The 25,219-nt window shown below is 36.3% G+C and carries 25 protein-coding genes and 1 tRNA gene; 18 read left to right on the forward strand and 8 right to left on the reverse strand.

Annotation, left to right across the window (positions count from 1 at the left end; all coding sequences use genetic code 11):
• Positions 1 to 11 precede the first annotated feature (11 nt).
• The 3 genes from R2Q70_RS08755 to R2Q70_RS08765 all read left to right on the forward strand — a co-directional run bounded on the left by R2Q70_RS08755 (position 12) and on the right by R2Q70_RS08765 (position 5,660).
• The gene (locus R2Q70_RS08755) at positions 12 to 2,402 is read left to right on the forward strand and encodes an ABC transporter permease (protein ID WP_316807226.1); all 2,391 of its coding nucleotides are present in this window, start codon (positions 12 to 14) and stop codon (positions 2,400 to 2,402) included.
• 79 nt (positions 2,403 to 2,481) lie between these two features.
• Complete coding sequence (locus tag R2Q70_RS08760; protein WP_316807227.1) at positions 2,482 to 4,905, forward strand: ABC transporter permease; 2,424 nt, start codon at positions 2,482 to 2,484, stop codon at positions 4,903 to 4,905.
• Between the two features lie 59 nt (positions 4,906 to 4,964).
• Positions 4,965 to 5,660: an ABC transporter ATP-binding protein gene (locus R2Q70_RS08765; RefSeq protein ID WP_316807228.1), complete on the forward strand. Its 696-nt coding sequence runs from the start codon at positions 4,965 to 4,967 to the stop codon at positions 5,658 to 5,660.
• Here R2Q70_RS08765 and R2Q70_RS08770 read toward each other — a convergent pair.
• A complete protein-coding gene (locus tag R2Q70_RS08770) occupies positions 5,647 to 6,735 on the reverse strand; it encodes an L-dopachrome tautomerase-related protein (RefSeq protein WP_316807229.1) in 1,089 nt (362 codons plus the stop codon). The genes R2Q70_RS08765 and R2Q70_RS08770 overlap by 14 nt on opposite strands.
• 134 nt (positions 6,736 to 6,869) lie before the next feature.
• Between R2Q70_RS08770 and R2Q70_RS08775 the strand changes: the two genes are divergently transcribed.
• From R2Q70_RS08775 to R2Q70_RS08810, 8 genes are all read left to right on the forward strand, one after another.
• Positions 6,870 to 7,667, forward strand: coding sequence for a helical backbone metal receptor (locus tag R2Q70_RS08775; protein WP_316807230.1), 798 nt, complete (start codon positions 6,870 to 6,872; stop codon positions 7,665 to 7,667).
• Between the two features lie 275 nt (positions 7,668 to 7,942).
• Entirely contained in the window at positions 7,943 to 8,248 is a 306-nt protein-coding gene (locus R2Q70_RS08780; protein WP_316807231.1) for a hypothetical protein, read from the forward strand.
• A 288-nt stretch (positions 8,249 to 8,536) separates the two neighbouring features.
• Positions 8,537 to 8,618 (forward strand) — tRNA-Leu (locus tag R2Q70_RS08785).
• A 71-nt stretch (positions 8,619 to 8,689) separates the two neighbouring features.
• Complete coding sequence (gene tig / locus R2Q70_RS08790; RefSeq protein WP_316807232.1) at positions 8,690 to 10,039, forward strand: trigger factor; 1,350 nt, start codon at positions 8,690 to 8,692, stop codon at positions 10,037 to 10,039.
• Positions 10,040 to 10,098: 59 nt separating this feature from the next.
• Positions 10,099 to 10,461: a four helix bundle protein gene (locus tag R2Q70_RS08795; RefSeq protein WP_316807233.1), complete on the forward strand. Its 363-nt coding sequence runs from the start codon at positions 10,099 to 10,101 to the stop codon at positions 10,459 to 10,461.
• Between the two features lie 58 nt (positions 10,462 to 10,519).
• Complete coding sequence (clpP, locus tag R2Q70_RS08800) at positions 10,520 to 11,227, forward strand: ATP-dependent Clp endopeptidase proteolytic subunit ClpP (RefSeq protein WP_316807234.1); 708 nt, start codon at positions 10,520 to 10,522, stop codon at positions 11,225 to 11,227.
• Entirely contained in the window at positions 11,181 to 12,449 is a 1,269-nt protein-coding gene (gene clpX / locus R2Q70_RS08805; RefSeq protein ID WP_410478368.1) for an ATP-dependent Clp protease ATP-binding subunit ClpX, read from the forward strand. Before clpP ends, clpX begins: the two co-directional genes overlap by 47 nt.
• Positions 12,450 to 12,544: 95 nt before the next feature.
• Entirely contained in the window at positions 12,545 to 13,408 is an 864-nt protein-coding gene (locus tag R2Q70_RS08810) for an AMP nucleosidase (protein ID WP_316807236.1), read from the forward strand.
• Positions 13,409 to 13,856: 448 nt separating this feature from the next.
• On the opposite strand, the gene R2Q70_RS08815 is transcribed toward R2Q70_RS08810, so the two are convergent.
• On the reverse strand, positions 13,857 to 14,717 hold the full coding sequence (locus R2Q70_RS08815; protein WP_010601359.1) for an RNA polymerase sigma factor RpoD/SigA: 861 nt from the start codon (positions 14,715 to 14,717) through the stop codon (positions 13,857 to 13,859).
• A gap of 387 nt (positions 14,718 to 15,104) precedes the next feature.
• Between R2Q70_RS08815 and R2Q70_RS08820 the strand changes: the two genes are divergently transcribed.
• The 3 genes from R2Q70_RS08820 to R2Q70_RS08830 are packed head-to-tail and all read left to right on the forward strand — an operon-like array spanning position 15,105 to position 16,569.
• Positions 15,105 to 15,743, forward strand: coding sequence for a DUF2975 domain-containing protein (locus tag R2Q70_RS08820; RefSeq protein ID WP_316807237.1), 639 nt, complete (start codon positions 15,105 to 15,107; stop codon positions 15,741 to 15,743).
• A 3-nt stretch (positions 15,744 to 15,746) separates the two neighbouring features.
• On the forward strand, positions 15,747 to 16,340 hold the full coding sequence (locus R2Q70_RS08825; RefSeq protein WP_316807238.1) for a hypothetical protein: 594 nt from the start codon (positions 15,747 to 15,749) through the stop codon (positions 16,338 to 16,340).
• 19 nt (positions 16,341 to 16,359) lie between these two features.
• Complete coding sequence (locus R2Q70_RS08830; RefSeq protein ID WP_316807239.1) at positions 16,360 to 16,569, forward strand: helix-turn-helix transcriptional regulator; 210 nt, start codon at positions 16,360 to 16,362, stop codon at positions 16,567 to 16,569.
• Positions 16,570 to 16,912: 343 nt separating this feature from the next.
• Here R2Q70_RS08830 and sucC read toward each other — a convergent pair whose 3' ends face one another.
• The 6 genes from sucC to R2Q70_RS08860 all read right to left on the reverse strand — a co-directional run bounded on the left by sucC (position 16,913) and on the right by R2Q70_RS08860 (position 21,655).
• Positions 16,913 to 18,112 carry an ADP-forming succinate--CoA ligase subunit beta gene (sucC, locus tag R2Q70_RS08835; protein ID WP_316807240.1) on the reverse strand — a complete coding sequence of 400 codons (1,200 nt, stop codon included), beginning with the start codon at positions 18,110 to 18,112 and terminating at the stop codon, positions 16,913 to 16,915.
• Positions 18,113 to 18,388: 276 nt separating this feature from the next.
• On the reverse strand, positions 18,389 to 18,697 hold the full coding sequence (locus tag R2Q70_RS08840; RefSeq protein WP_316807241.1) for a hypothetical protein: 309 nt from the start codon (positions 18,695 to 18,697) through the stop codon (positions 18,389 to 18,391).
• Positions 18,698 to 18,778: 81 nt separating this feature from the next.
• Complete coding sequence (locus R2Q70_RS08845) at positions 18,779 to 20,362, reverse strand: DUF4173 domain-containing protein (RefSeq protein ID WP_316807242.1); 1,584 nt, start codon at positions 20,360 to 20,362, stop codon at positions 18,779 to 18,781.
• 5 nt (positions 20,363 to 20,367) lie between these two features.
• Positions 20,368 to 20,667 (reverse strand): hypothetical protein, encoded by a 300-nt coding sequence (locus R2Q70_RS08850; RefSeq protein ID WP_316807243.1) that lies wholly within the window; start codon positions 20,665 to 20,667, stop codon positions 20,368 to 20,370.
• Between the two features lie 53 nt (positions 20,668 to 20,720).
• Positions 20,721 to 21,017: a winged helix-turn-helix domain-containing protein gene (locus tag R2Q70_RS08855; RefSeq protein ID WP_116169979.1), complete on the reverse strand. Its 297-nt coding sequence runs from the start codon at positions 21,015 to 21,017 to the stop codon at positions 20,721 to 20,723.
• Positions 21,018 to 21,019: 2 nt separating this feature from the next.
• Positions 21,020 to 21,655, reverse strand: a complete 636-nt coding sequence (locus R2Q70_RS08860; protein WP_316807244.1) for a hypothetical protein — start codon at positions 21,653 to 21,655, stop codon at positions 21,020 to 21,022.
• Between the two features lie 192 nt (positions 21,656 to 21,847).
• On the opposite strand from R2Q70_RS08860, the gene R2Q70_RS08865 reads away from it, so the two are divergent.
• From R2Q70_RS08865 to R2Q70_RS08880, 4 genes are all read left to right on the forward strand, one after another.
• On the forward strand, positions 21,848 to 22,498 hold the full coding sequence (locus R2Q70_RS08865) for an ABC transporter ATP-binding protein (RefSeq protein WP_316807245.1): 651 nt from the start codon (positions 21,848 to 21,850) through the stop codon (positions 22,496 to 22,498).
• Between the two features lie 83 nt (positions 22,499 to 22,581).
• Positions 22,582 to 23,061, forward strand: coding sequence for a hypothetical protein (locus R2Q70_RS08870; protein WP_316807246.1), 480 nt, complete (start codon positions 22,582 to 22,584; stop codon positions 23,059 to 23,061).
• Between the two features lie 2 nt (positions 23,062 to 23,063).
• Entirely contained in the window at positions 23,064 to 23,672 is a 609-nt protein-coding gene (locus R2Q70_RS08875) for an HAD family hydrolase (RefSeq protein ID WP_316807247.1), read from the forward strand.
• Positions 23,673 to 23,674: 2 nt separating this feature from the next.
• On the forward strand, positions 23,675 to 25,192 hold the full coding sequence (locus tag R2Q70_RS08880) for a S41 family peptidase (protein ID WP_316807248.1): 1,518 nt from the start codon (positions 23,675 to 23,677) through the stop codon (positions 25,190 to 25,192).
• The last annotated feature ends 27 nt before the right edge of the window (positions 25,193 to 25,219 follow it).

The raw sequence follows: 25,219 nt of genomic DNA on the forward strand, positions 1-25,219 counted from the left end.
TTGATACTACAATGTTCAAATTAAACTTAAAAATCGCCTGGCGGAACCTTTGGAAAAACAAAGGTTATACGCTTATCAATATTCTTGGTTTATCTATCGGGATGGCCAGTTGTATTCTCATTTTTATTTTCATCCGCTATCAAATGAGTTTTGATGAAGGTTTCAAAAATGAAGATAAAATCTACAGAATTGTTTCAACCTGGGATTATGCAGATGGTAATCAGTTCCATTCGCAAGGTGTGCCTTTACCATTAACTGCTGCAATACGCAACGATTTTTCTCCTTACATTGAAAAAGTTGCTGCTATTGAAAATAGTGCAGGGATGATTAAAGTTAAAGATGCTAATGGAAAAGAAAGGTTAAAAACAATTGAAAATGTTTTTTATGTTGAACCTGATTTTTTTGAAGTATTTAATTATAACTGGTTGTCGGGACGTTTCAGTTCACTTGCAGATCCAAATCATGTCGTACTTTCGAAAGAAATGGCGAATAAGTTTTTTGGAGATTGGAAAACTGCTTTAGGCAAAAGCTTCAGCTTTGATGATAAAATGAATTATACAGTGAGTGGCGTAATTGATGATGTGGCAGAAAATAATTCAGTACCCTTAAAAATTATGCTTGCTTACAAATCTTTTAAAGATTCTAAATTAACGAACTGGGGTTCAGTAAGTTCTAGTTCTGAAAGTTACTTTAAGTTGAAAGCAAATGTTAACATCGAAGCACTTAACGGGCCATTAACATCGTTCATTAAAAAATATTATGTAGAAAAAGCACCCGGTAAAGAGGGACATTTATTCCAGCCATTGGCAGATATTCACTACAACGAAAAATTTGGCAATTTCTCAGGTCGCATTATGCCGAAAAAACAATTGTACGGATTAGTGATAATTGGCTTTTTTCTGATGATTACAGCTTCTATTAATTTTATTAATCTGGCAACTGCACAGGCGGTAAGTCGGTCTAAAGAAGTTGGAGTTAGGAAAGTAATGGGAAGCCAAAGAAGCCAGTTAGTTATTCAATTTTTAACTGAAACCTTAACAATCGTATTCATTTCATTATTAATTGGAAGTGTACTAACAGAAATCGCCTTGCCGGGAATGCAGAATCTGTTTAATTCAAAGATATCATTCAGCATATTCCAGCATCCGATAATCTTTCTGTTTATGATATTATTGGTTGTGTTTGTGAGTTTATTGGCAGGTTTTTATCCGGCTATGGTAATGTCTGGTTTTAATCCTGCGTTAGCCATTAAAAATAAAGTTATTGCCAATACGGGTGGTTTAGATTTGAGAAAAATTTTGGTTGTTGTACAATTTACGCTAACCGTAACTTTAATCATTGGTACACTGGTAATTCTACAACAAATGAAATACGTTCGGGAGCAACCATTGGGCTTCAATCCATCGGCAATTGCAATGATAGATTTACCAAATGACAGTGCTACTGTATCTCGCTTTGCTACTTTCAAGGCTCAATTAAAACAAATTTCTGGTGTTGAAGAAGTGAGTTTCTGCCGTACTGCTCCATCTTCACAAAATAATAATGGAAATACTTTTTCTTACAATGGAGGTAAAGACGCCGATTTTCAGGTAAATACTAAGAATGCTGATGAAGACTATTTAAAAACATTCGATTTAAAACTAGTAGCCGGTAGAAATCTGGTTAAATCTGATACGATAAATGAATACTTGGTAAACGAAACCTTATTAAAAAAACTCAATGTTCGAAATCCCAACGAGGCGATTGGTAAAACAATTTCTATGGGCGGAATGAAAGCTCCAATAGTTGGTGTAATTCAGGATTTTAAAAATAAAAGCTTGCATGAAAATATCGACCCGATTTTAGTTGGCTCACTAAGAGCAAGGCACTATTATGCTGCTGTAAAATTAAATGCTAAGGAGATGATGGTCACGATGAAAGTTGTATCTAAAATATGGCAGCAAACTTTCCCCGAATCGGTGTATAATGAAGCTTTTTTAGATGACCAAATCAAAAATTATTATGAGGGAGAAAGAATTATGGGAACCCTTTTCAAAGTTTTTGCCGGCGTAATCATTTTTATTTCCTTTATCGGTTTGTTCGGATTAATCTCTTTCGTTGCAACGCAAAGAACCAAAGAAGTTGCCATCAGGAAAGTTTTAGGCGCATCTACCTTGGAGTTGGTTAAAATGCTCAACGGGTCGTTTTTAATAATGGTTTTCATCGCTAACCTGGTTGCCTGGCCACTGGCTTATTTGTTTGTTTCAAAATGGCTTTCTGGCTTTGCTTATAGAATCGACATTAGTTTCTGGCCATTTCTTTTAGCAATGATTATTTCAATGGCAATAACTTTAATAACTGTGAGCTTACGGTCATTTAAAGCCGCCAGGGCAAACACAATTGATGCACTTAAATATGAGTAAATTCAAGTAATAAGTAATACGTTTTAGGTTGTAAGTTTTGGTGCGTACAACTTAAAACTTATCACGTAAAACTCTCAAAATGTTCAAATTAAACTTAAAAATCGCCTGGCGAAACCTTTGGAAAAACAAAGTTTATGCTGCTATAAATATTGGTGGATTAGCACTTGGCTTAACTGCTTTTGTGTTGATGCTTTTATATATTAATCACGAAGAAAGTTATGATAGCTGGACTCCTGAACTCGAAAATGTTTATCAAATCCGCGAAAAACATGATTTTTTTACGCCAGATAATAAAGAACACTGGCAGGAAGCAACGGATAGCAGAATGGCTTCTCTGGTTAGAGAAAATATTCCGCAAGCTGTTGCAGTAACAAAAGTAGATCAGGATTGGGAATGGAGTGCAGGTTATTCCGTAAAAGTTAATGGGGCAGATCCAATTTTGGTTAAACAAATAAAAGATGCTGACAGTAATTTTTTCAGGGTTTTTAACTATCAGTTTTTGCATGGAAGTGCAGAGGCTGCATTAAACGCCCCAAAATCAATTGTGATAAAGGAAAGCCTTGCGTTAAAATTATTTGGCACCGATAAGGTATTAGGTAAAACCGTGAAGCTATTAATCTGGAGGAGCGACCCCGGACAAGTGTTTACCATAACTGGTGTGGTGAAAGAACCTCAAACCCCGCAATCTGTTAGTTTTAATGCCATCATGAGAACTGGCGAGCAAGATCATGATCCTGCAAACATCAGCAACAGACATTTTTGCCAGGTATATGCCAAAATGAATGGTCCTGTAGATAGTACGGCTTTGAATAAGACGCTGCAAAATGTATATGTTAATTTTAAGAAAGCAGCCTTTGCGAAGGAGAAGAAAAATTACAATGACATTTATAAAAACGGCAACACTCCAGGACTTAGTGCTTTACAAATTTCAGATGTTCATGCTAATCCGGCCTTAAAACTCAGTTGGAAAGATAAGTTGAAGCCTATAGTTGGAATTTCAATTTTCCTTCTTTTGGTATCGATGATTAATTTTGTGAATCTGGCAACCGCACAGTCTGTTCAGAGAGCGAAAGAAGTTGGTGTTAAAAAGGTTTTAGGTTCATATAAAGGCCAGTTATTAACGCAGTTTTTACTGGAGTCTGCGATGCAAAGTATGGTATCACTTTTCCTCTGCGTAGTTCTGGTTGAAATGGTTTTACCTGCATTTAATCAAAATTTTAATGTCTCTCTAAGCTTTTGGTATAATCCTCAATTATTCATGATGATTTTGCAACTGCTTACTCTGTTTGTTTTAGTCACCCTTCTTGCTGGTTTTTATCCCTCATGGATTTTGTCAAATTATAATCCCGTTTCGGTTTTAAAAGGTAATTATGAAAACGGGCTAAAAGGCATTGCCTTGAGGAACATACTGGTCGTTTTTCAATTTGTGATTTCGGTAACTTTTATCATTGCCATTGGGGTAATGTACCAGCAAACGAAATATGTGAGCAATAAAGATTTAGGTTTTGAAAAAGGGAATCTCATTAACATCAAATCAAACTACGAAGAAAAATTTGCCGAGCGGTTGAGGAAAGTTCCCGGAGTGAAATATATTGCTACAAGCACACAGGTAATGGGAAATGTATTTAATACACCCGAAGAAATTACTTATAAAGAAAATAAAATTCCGGTTAATTCGGTTACCGTAACGATGGATGCCTTGCAAGCTTTGGGTGTTCAGGTGGTGCAGGGTCGGTTGTTTTCCAGGGACTATAAACAAGATACTGCCAATAGTGTGGTAATCAATGAAAGCGCTGCGAAGTTAATTGATAAGAATCCGGTTGGGAAAACTTATGATTTATTACGTGATGATCGAAAATATACATTTCAAATTGTGGGTGTAATTAAAGATTATCACAATGAAGGTTTCGATAAGGCAGTGATGCCAACGATTTATAAAGTAACACATTTAGGAGGCATGTCGACCACCAATAACATGCTGGTTCGGTTAGATGCAGCCAACAGCGTCGAAATCATTAAAAAGATAGAGGCAGAATGGAAAGCGTTGTATCCTGATTATCCAATGACCTATACGAGTATGAATGATGCCTTTGATAAAATTCTGGAAGATAACAACAGGTTTATCAATATGATTGTATTGTTCAGCCTGGTGTCGGTTTCATTATCATTATTAGGTCTTTTTGCACTTTCTACCTTTGTTGCAAAACGCAGAACACGAGAAATCGCTGTGAGAAAAGTACTTGGCGCATCAAACATCCAGATTGTAAATCTGCTAAATAAATCATTTTTGATATTGGTTGTTGTGGCAAATTTAATCAGCTGGCCAATTGCTTACATTCTTATCAAAAAATGGCTGGATGGTTTTGCCTACCGGATAGAAATGCCGGTTATCCCATTTCTGCTTGCCACACTTGTCTCGATAGTTATTGCGGTGCTAACTGTGAGCATCCAAGCGAGAAAAGCAGCGGTAACAGATCCTGTAAATGCATTGAAATACGAATAAAGTTTAAAGACTAAAGCTGAAAGCATGTCTTGATAATAAATACTTAATACTCATTAAAAATGATAGAGCTAAAAAATATAGAGAAATACTATTCGAACAAAGGCGTAAAAAATTATGTGCTTCGCCATGTTACCACCACCATTAAACAGGGAGAATTTGTTTCAATCATGGGCCCATCAGGTGCCGGAAAATCTACGTTGCTTAATATCCTAGGGATGTTGGAAGAACCGACTTACGGCACTTTCGAGTTTATGGGAGAAGATGTAACCACATTAAATGAACGGAAACGCATTGAATTGTACCGAAACCACATCGGTTTTGTATTTCAGGCCTATCATTTAATTGATGAAATGACCGTTTACGAAAACATAGAAGCTCCATTGCTTTACAAAAAAGTTGGAAGTTCGGAACGGGCAAGTAGAATTGCTAACTTATTGGATCGCTTTAATATTGTAGCGAAAAAAGACTTGTTTCCAAACCAACTTTCGGGCGGACAGCAACAATTAGTAGGTATTGCCAGGGCATTAGCCGCACAGCCAAGTGTTATTCTTGCCGACGAGCCTACGGGTAATTTGCAATCTGCACAGGCTGATGAAATTATGCAACTGTTTCAAAAGTTGAATCAGGAAGATGGAATAACCATTATACAGGTAACACATTCAGAGAAAAATGCCACTTACGGCAATCGCATTTTGCACATTGCCGACGGCGTAATTAAAGATGATGTGAAATTAGCCAATGCTAAGGCAATTTAACTTTATACACCTGGTACGGATATACTGTTCTGTCGTTTCCTTTGTTATATTTTGGTAACCGGTTTAATTGAGAGCAACTAAGGTAGAGAAAACCATCAGTTCCAATTCCAAAAGAATCTGGCCAGCTTAATCTTTTATCGGTTACCAGAGTATGTAATTTGCCATCCGGCGATACGTATTTAATTGAATAATCAGGAGATGAACTGAGATAAATATTCCCTTTATTGTCAGCAATCATGCCGTGGCATACACCTGTTTCGGCGACCATTTCTACTTTTTTAGAAAGCGCTTCTTTTCCTAACTTTTCATCTGCGAGAAATGTTGTAGCGATTCGGTAAAGTTTGGTTTGATTAATCGCCCTGAAATAAAAATATTTATTGTCTTTGGTGAGGGCAATTCCATTAACATTAGAATTAAAAGGCTTTCCTTTATCATCTACCACATCGATACCATCAAGTTTCAAAACGAAATTTGGCTGCGCAATTGTCGATTGATCTTTTTCGAGCACTATCCTCGACTTTCCTGATTTCAAATCCAACACCACTACGGCACTTAAACCAGGATCTGATAGATAAGCCAGGTCTTTATCAGTATCAACTACCAGATCATTTAAGCCGCTTTTATCTTTTGGCAGATCATTAAATTCATAAACCCTCGCTACCTTATCTGTCTTCAAATCTATTTTTAGAAGCTTAAACTGTCCGTTTTTGCTTTTTCCAGAATCGCCAAATACTGATGAAGCACCCGCAGGTTTTGAATCCAATATCCAAAGAAAATTATTTTCATCAGCATATAAATCCTGAACATTTACAAAATGGTTTTTTGTATCCAAGCTATCCACTTTGTTCCATTCTTGGTCAGGAAATGCTTTCCGCTTCCCGTCTACAATTTCAGTTAAGCCATATAAGTAAGGTTCATGTTTTGGAAATGAAACAAATAGTCGATTTGAAACTGGAGAAACTGTTACGCCTATAGGCTGGTTTTTTTCAAAAGATGCAACTTCAAGCAGCTGTTGTGCATTAATTTTCATGTATATGCTCATGATTAGGGTCAACAAAAGGATAGATTTTTTCATTGGGGATACCATTTAATTATAAGGTTAACCAGATTTTAAATGTAATGTTTGCAGTCTTCAGCTTATTAATTTGAGTAACTAACGATGGATGGAGATTTAGTCATGTAATCTGCATTCTATCATTACCTTTGTTTATGCAGAAGTCTTTTACTGATCAGATGGGGAATGAAATCCTGATTAATTTTCCTCCTAAAAGAATTGTTTCGATTGTGCCCTCGCAAACTGAACTACTGTTTGATTTAGGTTTAGACCAGGAAATTGTTGGTTTAACTAAATTTTGCATTCATCCGATAGAGAAATTTGCAGCACGCACAAAAGTTGGTGGGACGAAAAAGCTGAATATCGATCTTATTAAAGATTTGAAGCCCGATTTGATTATCGGGAACAAGGAAGAAAATACGCAAAGCGATATCGAAGAACTTGCAGAGCACTTTCCGGTTTGGATGAGCGATATTTTTACATTAAATGATGCGATGAAAACCATCACGCAAATAGGGGAGTTGGTAGATCGTGAACCTGAAGCAGGTTATTTAAACCATTTAATTTCTGCTGGCTTTAACGATTTGAAAACACTGGCTTTGCAAAATCAAATCGATAAAAAGGTTGCTTACCTGATTTGGCGCAAACCTTATATGGCTGCGGGTAAAAATACTTTTATCGATGATGTTTTACTTGTAAATGGCATGACAAATGTGATTCATCATGAGCGCTACCCGACGATTACGCTTGAAAAATTGAAATATTTAAATCCTCAGTTGATTTTGCTTTCTTCTGAACCTTATCCTTTCGCCGAAAAACATATTGAAGAAATCCAGAAAGCCATCCCAAATGTGTCGATCAAATTGGTAGATGGCGAAATGTTCAGCTGGTATGGCAGCAGGTTGGTTAAAGCTGTTCAGTATTTTTTTGAGTTTCAAAAAGAACTTTATTGAGTTGGACTGGTTCTCAGTTGGTCGAGATTTGTAATCTCGACCTTCCAGTATTAACGTCGGGATTACAAATCCCGAAGAGCAACGTTAAAAAATCTCAAAAGCTATTGTTGGTCGAGATTTGTAATCTCGTCCTTTCAAGGATTTTATTAACGTCGGGATTGCAAATCCCGACTAGCAACAGTCCGCGGAGTATTGGATTTGTAATCCAACCAGAGAACTTTATCGAACAATTTATGTTAATAATCAATAACTTTAACTTACCAGATTAACCCATTATGAAAAAAATAATTTTACTCTCGTTATTTGCAGTGATCATGTCTAGCTGCGGATCTATGAGGTCTGCCGCCAGCGGCGAAACCGTTTCAATTGAAGGAAGAATTACAAAGCTGGGAATGACCACCTTTCAATATGGTACGCATAGCATTACTTATGGTGGAAAACCATACGCCTTAAGGAGCAGCAGCCTGAATTTAGATACTTATGTAGACAGACAGGTTACTTTAAGAGGAACTAAGGTTGAAGGTTACCCGCTGGAAGGTGGGCCAGAATTGATTGAAGTATCGGAAGTGGTGATGAAGTAGGTTGTTGATTCTGCCGTAGGAAATCATAGATAGTTGCAAAGTTTTAAGTTAGCTAAACCTGATTGACGCGAAAAGCGCCCGATTTTTTCATCGGGCCTTGTAGCAAAAAGCAGGACAGCGCTGAAATAGTAGCATAACTATTGCTTTTCTAAATATTTTTTAAAAACTATTCTCCTTAAAAATTAGCCAGTTAGCTTTTTTACGCGAAAATATTTAATAAATTATGGTAGATACTTTTTGATTATTCAATCTAGTTTCTATCTTTGCAGTCCTTACAACATCCTAACTGCGGAAGTGGCGTAATTGGTAGCCGCACCAGACTTAGGATCTGGCGCTTCACGGCGTGGGGGTTCGAGTCCCTTCTTCCGCACAACAAGATAAAGGCCGTTCCGATTTAAACATCGGAACGGTTTTGTTTTTAAAAACAAGATTCAGAAAGAAATGAATATTACACAGGAAAAAACCGGCAACTTAAATGCTGTTGTAAAAATCAAAATCGCACCTGCTGATTATAGTGCAAAAGTAGAAAAGGCAATAAAAGACCAAGCTAAAAAAGCACAATTACCAGGTTTCCGTAAAGGAATGGTTCCTGCTGCTCACATTAAAAAAATGTATGGCAAAAGTATCTTGGTAGAAGAGGTTAACAACTTGTTAAACGATACTTTATCGAACTACATTGCTGAGGAAAAATTAGAAATTTTAGGTCAACCACTTCCTCAAATGGATGATGCCCGCGAGTTTAAGTGGGATAATACAGATGAATTTGAATTTGATTACGAATTGGGTTTAGCACCTGCATTTGATGTAAATATTTCCTCAAAAGATAAGTTTACGCAGTATGTGGTTAAAGCGGATCAGGAAACTTTAGAAAGCCGTATCAAAAACATCCGTCGCAGTTATGGTAAAATGACTAACCCTGAGGTTGCTGAAGAAGGTGATGTATTATATGCTGAGTTGGTACAGTTAGGTGCTGATGGCGCAGTTTTCGAAGGTGGAATTTCTAATACTGCAACCATTCGTTTAGATTTAATTACGGATAAAAAAGTATTGAAATCATTGGTGGGTTTAAAGAAAGACGATGTTGTAACTGTTGGTATTCAGAAAGTTTTTGAAGATACTGCAGCTATTGCTAAAGCTTTAAACATTTCTGAAGAAGATGCTGCCGATTTAAAATCAAACTTCCAGTTAACGGTTAAAAACGTAAATCGTTTAGAGGAATCAGATTTAAACCAGGAATTTTTTGATAAATTGTTTGGAGAAGGTACTGTTACTGATGAAGCTGGATTCAGAGCCAAAATTCAGGAAGAAGTAGAACTTATGTTTACACAAGATGCTGAACGTAAATTATCAAACGATATTTACGAGGCGCTTTTAACTAAACACAATTTTGAATTACCTGATGAATTTTTACGTCGTTGGTTAAAAGCAACAAACGAAAAATTAACAGATGAAGAATTGGCAGAAGGTTATGATGATTTCGCTAAAAACCTTAAATGGACTTTAATCGAAAACAAAATCATTAAAGATAACAGCATCGAAATTAAATATGAAGATGTAGTTGCAGCTGCTAAAGCTAAGTTGGATGCACAGTTTAGAATGTATAGCCCTAGCCCACTTCCAGAAGAGCAATTGGCGCAATATGCAGTTCAGTTTTTGCAAGAAAAAGAAAACGCAAACCGCACATTCGAAGAGGTTAAAGCTTTAAAAACTTTCGAGCAAATCAAAACGATCGTTACTTTAGATCAAAAAGATATTGATTACGATAAGTTTGTTGAGTTAGATAAGAAGTAGTAGCGTTTCGCGTTAGGCGATCGGCGTTAAAATAATTGTTCAATTGCTTATATTTAGCAATGGCTCAATTTAAATTTCAATCGCTCGAGGTTTGGCAGTTGTCTATCGATTTAACTGAAAAATTACTTGATATAGCTGACCGATTGTCAGTTGATAAAAAATACAGATTTGCAGAGCAGCTCAATGGGGCTGCTCTTAGCATATCTAACAATATAGCCGAAGGTTCGGGTTCGGTTTCCAGTAGGGAATTTGCTCATTATCTGAATATTGCGCATCGATCTGTATTTGAGAATGCAAATATTTTAGTAGTTTTAGAACGAAGAAAATATATTTCTGACACAGAACTGCTTTATTATCTGGAAGAATTAGATAAATTGGCACGGAAATTAACCAACTTCAGGAAATATTTATTAAAATTATAATTTAGTTTGGCTATTTGTTTTCGACGCTTAACGCCAAACTCCAAACTCAAAACACTAAATGAACATAGATCCACAAGAATTTAGAAAATTTGCCGTTAAACATCAAGGGATTGGCAGTTTACACGTAGATAAATTTATTGCGCAGGCAAATATGAATCCACAGAGCATGACGCCATATATTATTGAGGAACGTCAGTTAAATGTTGCTCAAATGGACGTTTTCTCTAGGTTAATGATGGACCGAATCATCTTTTTAGGTGATGCGATTTACGATCAGAATGCAAATATCATCCAAGCACAGTTATTGTTTTTACAATCAACCGATGCAGATAGAGACATTCAGATTTACATCAACTCTCCGGGTGGTTCTGTTTACGCTGGTTTAGGTATTTATGATACCATGCAGTACATTCAGCCAGATGTAGCTACCATTTGTACAGGTATGGCTGCTTCTATGGGTGCTGTATTGTTAGTTGCAGGAGCAAAAGGAAAACGTGCTGCTTTACCTCACTCAAGAGTAATGATTCACCAACCATCAGGAGGTGCACAAGGTGTGGCTTCAGATATGGAGATCAACTTGAGAGAGATGTTAAAATTGAAAAAAGAATTATACGATATTATTTCAGAGCACTCTGGCCAAACTTATGATTGGGTAGAGAAAGCTTCAGATCGCGACTACTGGATGACTGCCGACGAGGCAAAAGGATTTGGTATGGTTGATGAAGTTTTATCGAGAAACGCGAAAAAAGATGGCGAAACAAAATAAAGAATCCCGTTGCTCATTCTGCCATTCTGGCAAGCATGAAACTTTAATGTTAATTGAGGGCATGGATGCATTTATCTGCGATAAATGTGTCACCCAGGCCAATCAGTTGCTTGCACAGGAATTAGGTACCAAAAACACAAAAAATATCCAGGCTGCAATTTCTCTGCTTAAACCCTTAGAAATTAAACAACACCTGGATCAATATGTAATTGGTCAGGATGATGCGAAAAAAGTATTATCTGTAGCAGTTTACAACCATTATAAACGTTTGAATCAAAAAATTGATAAAGACGAGATTGAGATTGAAAAATCGAACATCATGTTAGTGGGCGAAACAGGAACTGGAAAAACACTTTTAGCTAAAACCATTGCTAAAATTTTACATGTACCTTTTTGTATATGCGATGCAACAGTTTTAACTGAAGCAGGTTATGTAGGAGAGGACGTAGAGAGTATTTTAACGCGTCTACTTCAGGCTGCTGATTATGATGTTGCTGCTGCAGAGCGTGGCATTGTATATATCGACGAAGTGGATAAAGTTGCCCGTAAAAGCGATAACCCATCCATTACACGTGATGTATCAGGAGAAGGTGTTCAGCAAGCATTACTGAAGATTTTAGAAGGTACGGTTGTAAACGTTCCACCTCAGGGCGGACGTAAACATCCTGATCAGAAGATGATTCCGGTAAACACCAACAACATTTTATTTATTTGCGGTGGCGCTTTTGACGGAATTGAACGCAAAATTGCGAACCGTTTACGTACACAGGCGGTAGGTTACAAAGTTAAGAAAGATGAGGCCGTTTTAGATCTTAAAAATCTTTACAAATACATTACCCCTCAGGATTTAAAATCTTTTGGTTTGATTCCTGAATTAATTGGTCGTATTCCGGTGCTGTCACACTTAAATCCATTGGATAAAGAGTCGTTGCGTAATATTTTAACCGCACCTAAAAATTCACTAATTAAACAATATGTTAAGCTTTTTGCTTACGAAGATGTTAACTTGGTTTTTGAAGATGATGTTTTGGATTTTATTGTTGATAAAGCAATGGAATACAAATTAGGCGCCCGTGGTTTACGGTCCATTTGCGAAGCGATTATGCTTGATGCGATGTTTGATACACCGACGCAGACGGATGTCAAGGAATTGCACATTAATCTCGATTATGCGATAGAAAAATTTGAAAAGGCCGACTTTAAAAAGTTACAAGCTGCATAAAAAAATCAAATCCTCTCGCGAAAGCGGGGGGATTTTTTTTAATATAATATTTGTTAACGCTATGCGCTTTGCGCTATGCTCAATGCTATTAAAATATGAATGAAGAAAAAGACGTAAAAAAAGATGAAACGATTGTAGAAAAATCAAAACGAGTAAAAGAGGTAGAAAGCCCGGTTAAATCTGGCTTGAAATCAAAAGAAGAAATTGTGAAAAACTGGTTGCCCCGTTATACAGGTCGCCCGTTAGATCAGTTTGGTGACTATATTCTCCTGACCAATTTCAGCAAATATGTAAGTATGTTTTCTGAATGGAATGATAATGCGCCAATTATGGGTTTAGATAAGCCCATGCAGAGCGTAACGGCAAACGGCATTACCATTATCAACTTTGGTATGGGTAGCCCGCTTGCGGCAACCATGATGGATTTATTAACAGCCATAAAACCTAAAGCGGTGTTGTTTTTGGGTAAATGCGGTGGCTTGAAAAAGAAAAATCAACTTGGTGATTTGATTCTGCCTATTGCAGCCATTAGGGGAGAAGGAACATCAAACGATTATTTGCCTGCTGAGGTTCCTGCATTACCAGCCTTCGCTTTACAGAAAGCGATTTCAACCACCATCCGCGATCACGGAAGAGATTACTGGACTGGAACCTGTTATACTACAAACAGAAGGGTTTGGGAGCACGACAAGGAATTTAAAAAATACCTGAAAACCTTGAGGGCAATGGCCGTAGATATGGAAACCGCGACAATTTTTACCACCGCGTTTGCCAATAAAATTCCAGCTGGTGCAATCTTATTGGTGTCAGATCAGCCGATGATTCCTGAAGGTGTTAAAACGGCAGAAAGCGATAGTACAGTGACAGAAAAGTATGTAGAAACACATTTGAGGATTGGTATCGACTCTTTAAAGCAATTGATTAATAATGGATTAACGGTAAAACATTTATTGTTTTAATCGTCAGTTAATTATTAGTTAGATCAAATGCCTGAATGTTCGCCCTCGCGAACTTTTTCATGATTTTATTGCATTTATCTTTCGAGGAGTAATGTGATGTTTGAAGATCGGTTTACCGGTCTTTTTTTATGCGATATTCGTTTTAGGGTATGGATAACTTAAGATGAGGTTGGTGTCGCTTTAGGATGCCAACCTGCATGGGAATAACCGGTGTAAATGGATATATCTTTAGGTTCAGCCGTCTTTTCGAAGAGGAACGGCGAGGTAATCTCATACTTAGATTACTTACAAAATGAGATTGCCACAGCCGAAGAAAAATCGGCTTCGCAATGACGTACAAGGTAGAGGTAGGCTCGGTAGTTGCTCCTTTACCTGAAATTTAATGCATAAAAAAAGGGCCGACAAATTTGTCGGCCCCTATAAATGTTACATTAAAAAGTATAAAGTCTTAACCTAAGTAAGATTTTAAAATTTTACTTCTTGAAGTATGACGTAAACGTTGTAGCGCTTTATCCTTAATTTGTCTCACACGCTCGCGGGTTAGGTTAAATTTTTCCCCAATTTCCTCTAATGAAAGTGGATGATTTGATCCTAAACCGAAGAATAATACGATAATTTCTCTTTCTCTTTCAGTTAAGGTAGATAAAGAACGTTTAATTTCTTCTGATAATGATTCATTGATCAATGAACTATCCGTGTTAGGTTCGTGGTTTTCCAATACATCTAATAATGTATTTTCTTCACCCTGAACAAATGGAGCATCCATTGATACGTGACGGCCAGAATTACTTAGTGTGTCAGAAATCTTATCAACTGTGGTTTCTAAAATATCTGCCAATTCTTCTGGAGATGGCTCACGCTCATATTCCTGCTCTAATTTAGAGAAAGCTTTACTGATTTTACTTAATGAACCAACCTGGTTTAAAGGTAAACGCACAATACGGCTTTGCTCGGCAATAGCCTGCAAAATCGACTGACGAATCCACCAAACAGCGTAAGAAATGAACTTGAAACCTTTTGTTTCATCAAAACGTTTTGCCGCTTTGATCAAACCCAAGTTACCTTCATTAATTAAATCGCCTAAAGTTAAACCCTGATTTTGATATTGTTTTGCAACAGATACAACGAAACGTAAATTGGTTTTAGTTAATCGCTCTAATGCAGCCTGATCGCCTTCACGAATCTTCCTTGCTAAAATTACCTCTTCCTCTGCTGTTATTAAATCTACTTTACCAATTTCGTGTAAGTATTTATCTAACGACTGACTTTCACGGTTGGTAATGGATTGCGTTATCTTGAGTTGTCTCATTTATACGTTTTGTGTGCTCTTTAATTGTTGAAGTGTGCAAAGTTACGAAATTGTACGCCAATCCGAAAGGATAAATTGCTGAAAATGTTGCCGTTTGCACATGTTTTTTACAGTTTTACTTACAACAAAAATCATTCCAAGAATGTTTTTGTCATTATTTACTAACATAATTTTAATTTAGTTGATTTTCAATTATTATTTATTGTGAATCAATAAATATATTTTGATTTGTAATAATAAAATTTTTATGTTTGCTTTGTAATTATTAAAAATATATGACGAATAATAAATTCTGACCATAATTGAAAATGCTGCATTAGGTTCGCTTTGTCTTATAAAAGTTTAAACCTAGTCAATATCATAATTCAAAACTTTAAAATTTAAAATATGAAGAAATCGCGTTCTCTAATCTTCTATAAATTCCTTATCGATTCCTCTTGGTATATTGGTATCGCAGTATGTGGTATCTGGGCTATAATTTGTTTGGTAAGTGTACTTTCGGAACAAAGGGTGATGGGGACAGATTTGATATCTTTTGAATTGGAGTTGAAAAGTCCACACCCCGATGTATCATCATTGAGCAAAGTCTTTAATTTTGCAATCGATAAGCCAGCGAAATTAACTGCAACATTAGAAGATTTCAAAATAGACCAAGTAATGAGTCCTTTCGCAGTTAGTTACTTTTTATTTCTTTTTGTTGGATTAATAATCTCTTTCTATCAGCTTAAGCAAATGAAAGATCTGCTTAATGATGTGATAAAGGGCGAAATTTTTACAAGTACCAATGCCTTTAGGTTAAGGATGTTTGGGATTTCGGAGCTACTTTACATACCCGTAAATGTCATCTATTATTATATCACCGCTCAGATTTTTAAGCATTCAACCTACCTTAACTCCGAGTTGAGATCGGTATTAGATGTACATGAAATAAACCAATTATTGATCCATGGTTTAGAATATTTGATTTTTGCTGGGATATTTGCATTTGGTTGTAAACTGAAACAAGAAAACGATTTAACGATTTGATATATGAATAAGATCATCAAAGTATTTAAGTATGCAGGTTTTAGCCTTTTGATTTTGGGTGCTTTTTCGCTCGGAAATCATCTTTTTAAATCTATTGCCGGCTTCAGGAGCAATCAGCTTTCACTTTATGTGGTTGAAGTGAGCGCTAAAAGCAGTATCACAAAATTATCAAATGCTGAATTCACCAACGCAAACATCGGGACGTACCAATTTAAGCCAACATTTGTTCAGGCAATTTTATTATCCAATAGCAGTGTGGCGGGCGATGTGACAAACGGATTGTTTATGATGTTATTCGGTTTTACTATTTTAGTTGTGGCTAAAAAAAATCCGTTAGCAATTGAAGGCTTAACTGAAGATAGGCTATGGCAGTTTGTAGGTGCGGGCACCATTTTATTTTTCACTTTGAAGTTTTCTTCATTATACTTCGTAAAACAATATGTTTTAGATTTAACCAAGTATCGATTCGAATACTCTGAGTTAAATGATGCACCTTTTGGAATGGCTATATTGGCACTTATTGTAGTGTTAACTGTGATTTATGAGTTACTCTCTTACTCCCGAAAACTTAAACAAGAAAACGATTTAACGATTTAAATTTACACCAAAACTACTCATGCCAATCATTATAAATTTAGACGTGATGCTAGCCCGTCGTAAGATGTCGCTTACAGAGTTGAGTGATCGGGTAGGGATTACGATGTCTAATTTGTCTATTTTAAAAACGGGTAAGGCAAAAGCCATCCGCCTGGAAACCTTAGAAGCCATTTGCAAAGTTTTAGATTGCCAGCCTGGCGATATTTTAGAATTCCGCCCGGAAATTTAACCGAAGTACAATTTGCTTATCCAAATTAAACCGGATAGAACGAAAATACTTTAAATGGCTTTTAAAGTTACTAACGCTAATAGGCAATTGGCTAGTTAGCGTTAGTAACTTTGCCATTTAAAGATTGAAGTGATAGCGGGACTTTCGAAACCGAAACACACAGGAACCCGATTTTCCAGATAAAATAATCTACTTAATGAGATTTCCATCCCGAAATTTCGGGAATGAAAAATCGGCCTCGCAATGACGGCATGGTGCATAAAAAAAACCTTTCAGTTTACACTGAAAGGTTTTTATATTTTATGACTTCGCTTTAAGCTTTAATCTTTCTGCTTTAAGCTAATTAAGCTTGTTCAGCCAATACTTTAGTTACTAAATCAGCAGCTTCTTTTAAAGCAATTGCCGAGTAAACTTTAAGTCCAGACTCATCAATTAATTTTTTAGCCTCTTCTGCGTTGGTACCTTGTAAACGGCAGATAATTGGCACAGGAATATTTCCGATTTCCTGGTAAGCATCGATAACACCTTGCGCAACACGGTCGCAACGAACAATACCACCAAAAATGTTAATTAAAATTGCTTTAACGTTCGGATCTTTCAAAATAATGTTGAAAGCCGCCTTTACCGTTTGAGCATTTGCAGTTCCACCAACGTCTAAGAAGTTAGCAGGCTCGCCACCGGCTAATTTAATAATATCCATGGTAGCCATTGCTAAACCAGCACCGTTAACCATACAACCTACGTTACCATCAAGGTTAACAAAGTTTAAGTTACTTGCACTTGCTTCAACTTCCATCGGATCTTCTTCTGCAGTATCACGCATTGCTGCATAGTCTGCATGGCGGAACAACGCATTTTCATCGATATCAACTTTGGCATCAACAGCGATCACTTTATCATCAGAAGTTTTTAATACCGGATTAATCTCGAACATCGAAGAATCGGTAACGTCGTAAGCTTTGTATAAAGCAGTTACAAATTTTACCATTTCTTTAAAAGCAGTTCCGCTAACGCCTAAATTAAAGGCAATTTTACGAGCCTGGAAACCTTGTAAACCAACTTTTGGATCGATTTCTTCTTTAAAGATTAAGTGTGGTGTATGTTCAGCAACTTCTTCGATATCCATACCGCCTTCAGTACTGTACATGATAATATTGCGACCTTTTGCACGATCTAACAATACTGAAATATAATATTCTTTAGTTTCAGAAGCACCTGGATAATAAACATCCTGAGCTACTAAAATTTTGTTCACTTTTTTACCTTCCGGACCGGTTTGAGGTGTAACCAATTGCATACCAATAATATCAGTGGCACGTTGTTTAACTTCATCAAGGTTTTTGGCTAATTTAACACCACCACCTTTACCGCGACCACCAGCGTGGATTTGCGCTTTAATTACAACCCAGTCAGAGTTATAATCGATTTTTAATTGCTTAGCAGCCTCAACAGCTTGCTCAGGAGTATCGGCAACGATTCCTTCTTGAACGTTAACACCGAAACTTTTTAATATTTGTTTACCCTGGTATTCGTGAATATTCATTTGCTACAAAATTTGCCCAAAGCTACAATTTCAAACCCTTTAAACAAATAGATATTTCCGTTTTTTTCTAGAAAATGAACGTTTTGTTTGAATCGGGAAATGCAGCCCCGCTAATGCTGCAATCTTTTGATTTGAAGAGTTGACAAATTCACCGCAAATCGGAAAGAAAGTTGTCAACTCTTAAAAAACAAATCAAAAGTATTTCCGCGTTTATCGGGTTTAGTTTACCACATAAGTGATGCTTGGCAAAGCCTGCCCCGGCAATTGTTGCAATAATTAACTTCCGGCTATTGGCGATCCAAAAATACCTACAGCCATTTCTGCCCAGATTAAAAACAATGCGATTAATATTACAATTAGTGCTATTGTTCTCGATGTACCGGTTTTCATGTTTCTAATTACCAGCTCAATAGCTAAACCAGTACTTAGCAGCAAAATGCCAGCCGCTACAAAATCCTCCGTCGTCCAGTTTACCTCGTTGGTAAATTGCATTGCAATTAATGGAATGCATAAAATGGCTGCAATTACAGCTAAAATAATTGTGATTCTCTGTTTTGAAGTAATTGATGTTTGTTGAGTTTTCATGATGTTTTATATGAATTAAGTTATAAATTTTAATAGATTTTAAATAATTGAGGGCGTTTATTTTGTCTGGAAATATCAATTCTATTTCTTAATCCCAAAATATTTTGCCATATTCCAATCCTGTAAATTCCAGGATAGCCAGCTAACTTTCTCGTAGCGTTCTTTAAAAAAGCCAATTCTTTGATCGAGTCTTTTTTGAAGTTGGTCATCAGTAGAGCTGACTAAAATTTCGCCCTTAGGTACAAGGCTGCCATAGCTGCTGGCACTCATATTTAATTCTTTTCTGTTCTGGTGGATAACTGGTAAAGTTTTGTCGGATAGCGAAAGCAGGTAATCAGGATCAAAAGCGATGGTTCCCTTATGTGCTAAATTATACTTCACAATGGTTACATCCCAGTTAATTAAAGAGAAAGCCAGGAGCAGAATGTACCAGATGTTGCCGTTAATTTTTAACAAGTAAAATAAGGTTTTTTGACTAGTTACCTTAACGTAAACTGTACTTAAACCGATAATGCATAGCAGGGCGAAAACAATTACACCTATTCTTTTATAAGTTAATCCGTAAACTTCAATATAATGTGCATCGCGGATAAAAACTGAGATGATTAAAACACAATTCTGTATCATCCAGATAACGGCTAATGTTTTAAGTGTTTTGCTCTTTGAATAAAAATTCAGGTTTCCACGGAAGAAATAGACAATAATGGCCATCGCCAGCACGATACTAAAGATCAATGCATTTGTTCCGTCATGTAGTTCTGCTGAGTAATTGGTTTCTGCAAGGTTTTTTCCTTTTCCCAGCCACAACCACCAGATATCAATTCCATTCAAAAGTAACAGCAAAATATTTAAGGCTGTGAAAGATATTATTGCAATAATATATTCCGTTTTTAAAGCCATTTTTCTTGAAATTACCCTTCCCGCAAATACCAACGCTATCTCATTCCAAAGTGATTTTATCCTGTTTTTATTTTTTCTGCGGAGCAACTCTTCGCTAAAATTTGCTTCTATTTTTTCGAAAACGCGATCATAAAAGGTGATGAGTAATCCACCGGTTAAAGCTAAGCCTAAACAAAAGTGAATGAAGCGTTCGAAGCTTAAATCATTAAATAAAAAACCAAAGACCTGTGTCAATGCTTTTGTTATGTTGTCTCCAAATTCAGAAGCATATTTTTCGAAAATTTCATTAGCGCCACTGTAAATGCCGATAAAAATGAACACAATAATTAGTGGGAGAATAATGTATTTTAATGGCCTTAATATTGGTTTGATTTTGAAATTTCCAATTTCAACTTCCGATAAACGTTTGAAGGCAGTTGCTGGTATGGCAATGATTTGAAGCGCTGTTGCCATGATGGCTACCCAAACTGATCTAATAGTTTGATAATGTGAAAAGCCAATAAACAAAAGCAAGCTTACATAATAGCTCGCAAGTGATAAGTCGGAATTATTGACTACTACAAGTATTGCAGCTAGCAGCTGCCCTAGAGCATACCATTTAAACTTTGAAGACTTAATTACTTCTTTATTAAAAACAGTTATTGTTATTACAAAAACGCTGTAAATTAAAAGGTTAAATGCCAGTCTTTCTGACCAAAAAATTAGGTTGAAGATAATTCCGCCTATTAAAGTGGCAAGTAGGAGATAGTTTGAGTTTGTTTTCATTTCTGTTATAATTTGAATGCGATAAGACTGTAGATAATGCTAAGCGGGATATTAGCGAGCATGAAAACCATAGTAGTTACAATTTTGCGCCAATGAGCTTTATATATAAAACACGATACACCTAAGACGATAAGATAAATCCCATTTATCAGGCCGGCAGCAGCGATATACATTAAACCAAAAAACAGGGTTTCTCCAATTTTCGAAAAAATGTAAAAAGCGAAAATAGCTGTGCCAATAGCTGCTGAAATAATTGCAATACGTTGGCAGGTTTCAATAATTTTAGGTTCTGGTAAATCTTTCATTCTAATACTTAAAAGTGCTTTGAATTTCAAAGTGTATGATTAAAAAAAAATAGTTAAAGTTTATTTATCATTTTTTCAAGCGCATCTAAATGTGCTTTAAAAGCCTGTTTCCCTAATGGTGTAATGGAGTAGGTGGTACTGGTTTTTCTTCCAATAAAGCCTTTGTAAACCTTAATAAATTCAGCCTGCTCAAGGGTGTTCAGGTGCGAGGCTAAATTTCCATCTGTTAGTTCGAGCATTTGTTTCAAATCGTTGAAACTAATTTCATCATTTACAACAAGCATCGACATCACACCCAGCCGAATACGACTGTCGAAAATTTTATTAAGATCTGCAATTGGGTTCTTCATTGTTATCGACCTCGCTCATATTTAAAATACATCACCAATCCATAAATAATATGAAGGATACCGAAACCAAATGCCCAAAATATTAATCCATAACCCACAAAAAACATACATGTTAAGCCTAAAATAACCTCTAAAAAACCAAGATATCTGATGTCGCTAAAGGTATATTTACTTGCATTTATTAGTGATAAACCATAAAAAATTAAACAAGAGGGAGCAATGATGGCGTAAGTATGTGCGTGATTTATCAGCAATGCGATGATAAATAATCCGCCTGCTACCAATGGAATAGCTAAATTGACTAACAATGACTTTGACGTTTTGTCCCAGATCGGGAGATTATTTCGTTGACTTTTTCTGTATGTGAATAAAATTCCACCAGCTAAAGCAATGATTAACACAAAAACACCTAGCTTAATGAGATTATATTCCAGATCTATTTCACCCTCTACACCATAACTGTAGCCTCGTTTCGAAATAAATTTTTCAATTTCATCATTTGCAAAATAAGCACCCATCAATGCAATAAAACCTGCAAAAACACCCGATAAACCGCTTAAAGAAATAAATCTAGATGATCTATCCATCATTTGCCTGATGTCTTTTAATGCTTTTAGTTGTTCCTCTGAATTACTCATTTTTGAAAGTGCTTTGTTTTTCAAAGTTAAATAAGAATTTGATAAATGCAAACTTTTTAGAAAATGATTTTGTTAATTTTTCCATTGGGTTGATTACACAGTTAAAGATTGCACAGATTTTTTATGAGCATTTTTTGCGCTATACCTACAACTTATAACTTTCAACTTAAAACTTTTAACTAATTTTACGCCATGCTTAAAGCCACTGGAATCAGAAAATCGTATGGAAATTTACAAATATTAAAAGGTGTAAATTTCGAGGTACAGAAGGGAGAAATTGTCAGCATTATCGGGCCTTCAGGAGCAGGTAAAAGTACTTTGTTACACATTTTAGGAACGCTTGATAAACCTGATGACGGTGAGGTAGAACTAAAGAGCACAATTATAAGTAAGCTAAGTGGAGAGTTGTTAAGTGCATTCCGAAACCAAAATATTGGCTTCGTTTTTCAGTTTCATCATTTGCTACCCGAATTTAGTGCTTTGGAAAATATTTGTATTCCGGCTTTTATTGCTAAAACAAATAAAAAACAAGCGGAAGTAAGAGGACTCGAGTTACTTGATCTCTTTGGATTAAAAGATCGGGCACATCATAAACCCAATCAACTATCGGGTGGAGAACAGCAACGGGTGGCCATTGCACGGGCATTGATTAATAATCCATCCATCATTTTGGCAGATGAACCTTCCGGAAATTTAGACTCTGAGAATGCTTCGGCATTACATCAACTTTTTGTAACCCTAAGAGATAACTTTCAGCAAACTTTTGTAATTGTTACGCACAATGAGCATTTAGCTAAAACCAGTGATCGGGTAGTGACCATGAAAGATGGATTGATTGTTTGAGATCAATAACCATTTAAAATATATTAGCTCTCCAAGCAATTAAACTGTTGAGCATTTCAAATTTACATTACAATATTTAAACATTGAAAATACTAATTACAGGAGGAAATAATGCCAAAGCCCTCAAATTAATGAAGGCCTTTCCAACTCATTTTGTACTGCTGGCTGATTATGGCGAAGTGCCAGGAATTGTAACAGAAAATTATGCATTTACATCTCTTGGTGCATTAAATCGGGATAGTATTGCGCATATTTTGTTGAATTTCTGTATCACTGAAGCCATTGATTGTGTAATACCGCTGCATACTTACGAGGTTGAGCCATTGGCTAAATCGGCAGTTTTGTTTAGCGAGTATAATATCGAAGTATTAGCGCCACCTGCAGATTCAATGTCGAAATATTTGCTGCCAGCGACGGTTAGTTTTCAAAATTTTGCCGTGTTTATTAAAGGTGAATGTATTTTTGCCAGTGGCGGTGAAATCTTTATCAAACAGGAAGAGGAACTGAATGGCGTTTTTGGCTACAATGAGCCGAGCAACGATTTAAAATTATTTACAATTTAGCTATGAATGCCTACCAACTCGTGGCAGATAAGCAGGCCGTAATTTTCGAATTAGGCGATGTACTGTACCCGGAAAAAGATTACCTGCTTCAGGTTTATTACCTTTTTGCTCAATTTTTAGAGTACAGCGAACTGAAAAATGCCCAAGCAATACTCGGTTTCATGAAAAATGAGTTCGAGCAGAACGGACCTGAAAATTTGTTCAATAAAACTGCAGAGGCTTTTGATATCGATTTGAAGTACAAACATAACTTCGATTTACTTCATCAAACGGCCCGATTACCACTAAAGCTGTTATTGTTTAAAAACGTGCTCAACTTTCTTCAGGAATTGGTTGTTGACCGCAAGAAAATATTTATCGTTACCGCCGGAGATCCTGAGCAGCAACTTAATAAAATTAGGCAAATTGAGTGGAATGGATTGGAACAATACTTAACGGTTTTCTTTGCCGATGAACTAAATCAACCAAAGTCAGAAATTTTTCAGAACATATTAAATGACAACAATTTATCGGCCAATGAGGCGTTAGTTGTTGGTGCAAATAATTTTGATGCCCATCAATCCAAAATGATTAATTTGCCGTATATTGTGTCACTAGAAATTTACAAATAAATATGTTTAGAAAAGTTAATGTGAGCAAGAGCATGCTGTTCTTGATGATTGGAGTAAGCGGATTTTTGACATCTTGTAAAAAAAACAACGCTGAGCCAGATGCAAATGAGAGTAGCCCTGTTGTTGAGAGAAATACACTCCAAACGCCAACAACCAATCGTGACTACCTGACGAGGGACTCGATATTTCTGTATGCAAAGCAAACCTATTTCTGGAATGTGGGTATGCCAGATTATGATACCTTTAATCCAAGAAGGTATTCGAGCGACAACCAGGTTTTAGCTGCATTAGCCGCGTTACCAAGTACGGGTGGAAAAGATAAATATTCGTTTATCGATGATGGAACGGTTGCTGGTCAGTTGGGTGGGGTAAGTGGCGATTATGGTTTCTCGGCAAATTATGATGCAACTAATTTATTGCGTGTGAAGTCGGTTTATGCTACTTCTCCTGCCGGATTAGCAGGTTTAAGAAGAGGGTACCAAATCACAAGGGTAAATGGTAAAACCACGTTAAGAACCAGTCAGAGCGATATTGATAATTTAAATGATGGTATTTTTGGAAGCAATCCCAGCATCTCATTAACGGTTGTAAAGCCTGATGGTACTTCGCAAGATTTAGTTATCAACAGAGCAAGTTACAACATCAACCCGATTTTGTATTCAAATACTTATACTATCGGAGCTAAAAAAGTTGGTTACATCGTGTTTAATAGTTTCACCACCAACTCTGTTCCGTTATTGGATGCAGCTTTTGCTAAATTCACTTCTGATGGGGTTACAGAGTTAATTGTTGATTTACGTTATAATGGTGGAGGCTCAGTTTCTACAGCAGAAGCTTTTACTAATTTAATTGCTCCATCTTCGCAAAATGGAAAGATTATGTATACCACATATTGGACAAAAACCATGCAAGATGCCCAGGCTACCATTCTTCAAAACCAAAAGTTTTATGCTAAGGGAAGTGATGGCGTAACCAGATTGTATTCCTTTTTCGATTATTCATACAAACCCACGGCTGCTGCAGGCAATCAGGAGGTTTTTGCCAAGCGAGGAAGCTTAAATGGATTAACCAGAGTTTATTTTTTGGTAGCCGGCGGTACCGCATCGGCTAGCGAACTGTTGATTAACAACCTTAAACCTGTGATGGATGTGAAGTTAATCGGCAGAAAAACTTATGGTAAACCAGTTGGTTTCTTCTCGATCAGAATTGATAAAAAGGATTTGTACATTCCTCAATTCCAAACTAAAAACCAGGCTAATTTTGGTGATTATTTTGATGGACTAACCGTAGATAAGGACGTTGTTGATGATTTAACAAAAGATTTTGGTGATACTTCTGAAAAGCTATTGGCACAGGCTTTAAATTATTCGGCAACAGGGGCGTTTACTTCTTATTTGAAAGATAATTCATTAAGTAGCACGTCTGGCGTTTCGAGAGCGTTAATTGATAGCAACAACGAACAGTTAGATCATGAGTTTAAAGGAATGATTGAAACTCGAAAATTAAAACTAAATAAGTAAATAATATCAAGCTCCGATTTAATCGGA

The sequence above is a fragment of the Pedobacter agri genome (genome assembly GCF_032678665.1).
Lineage (GTDB): Bacteria > Bacteroidota > Bacteroidia > Sphingobacteriales > Sphingobacteriaceae > Pedobacter > Pedobacter agri_A.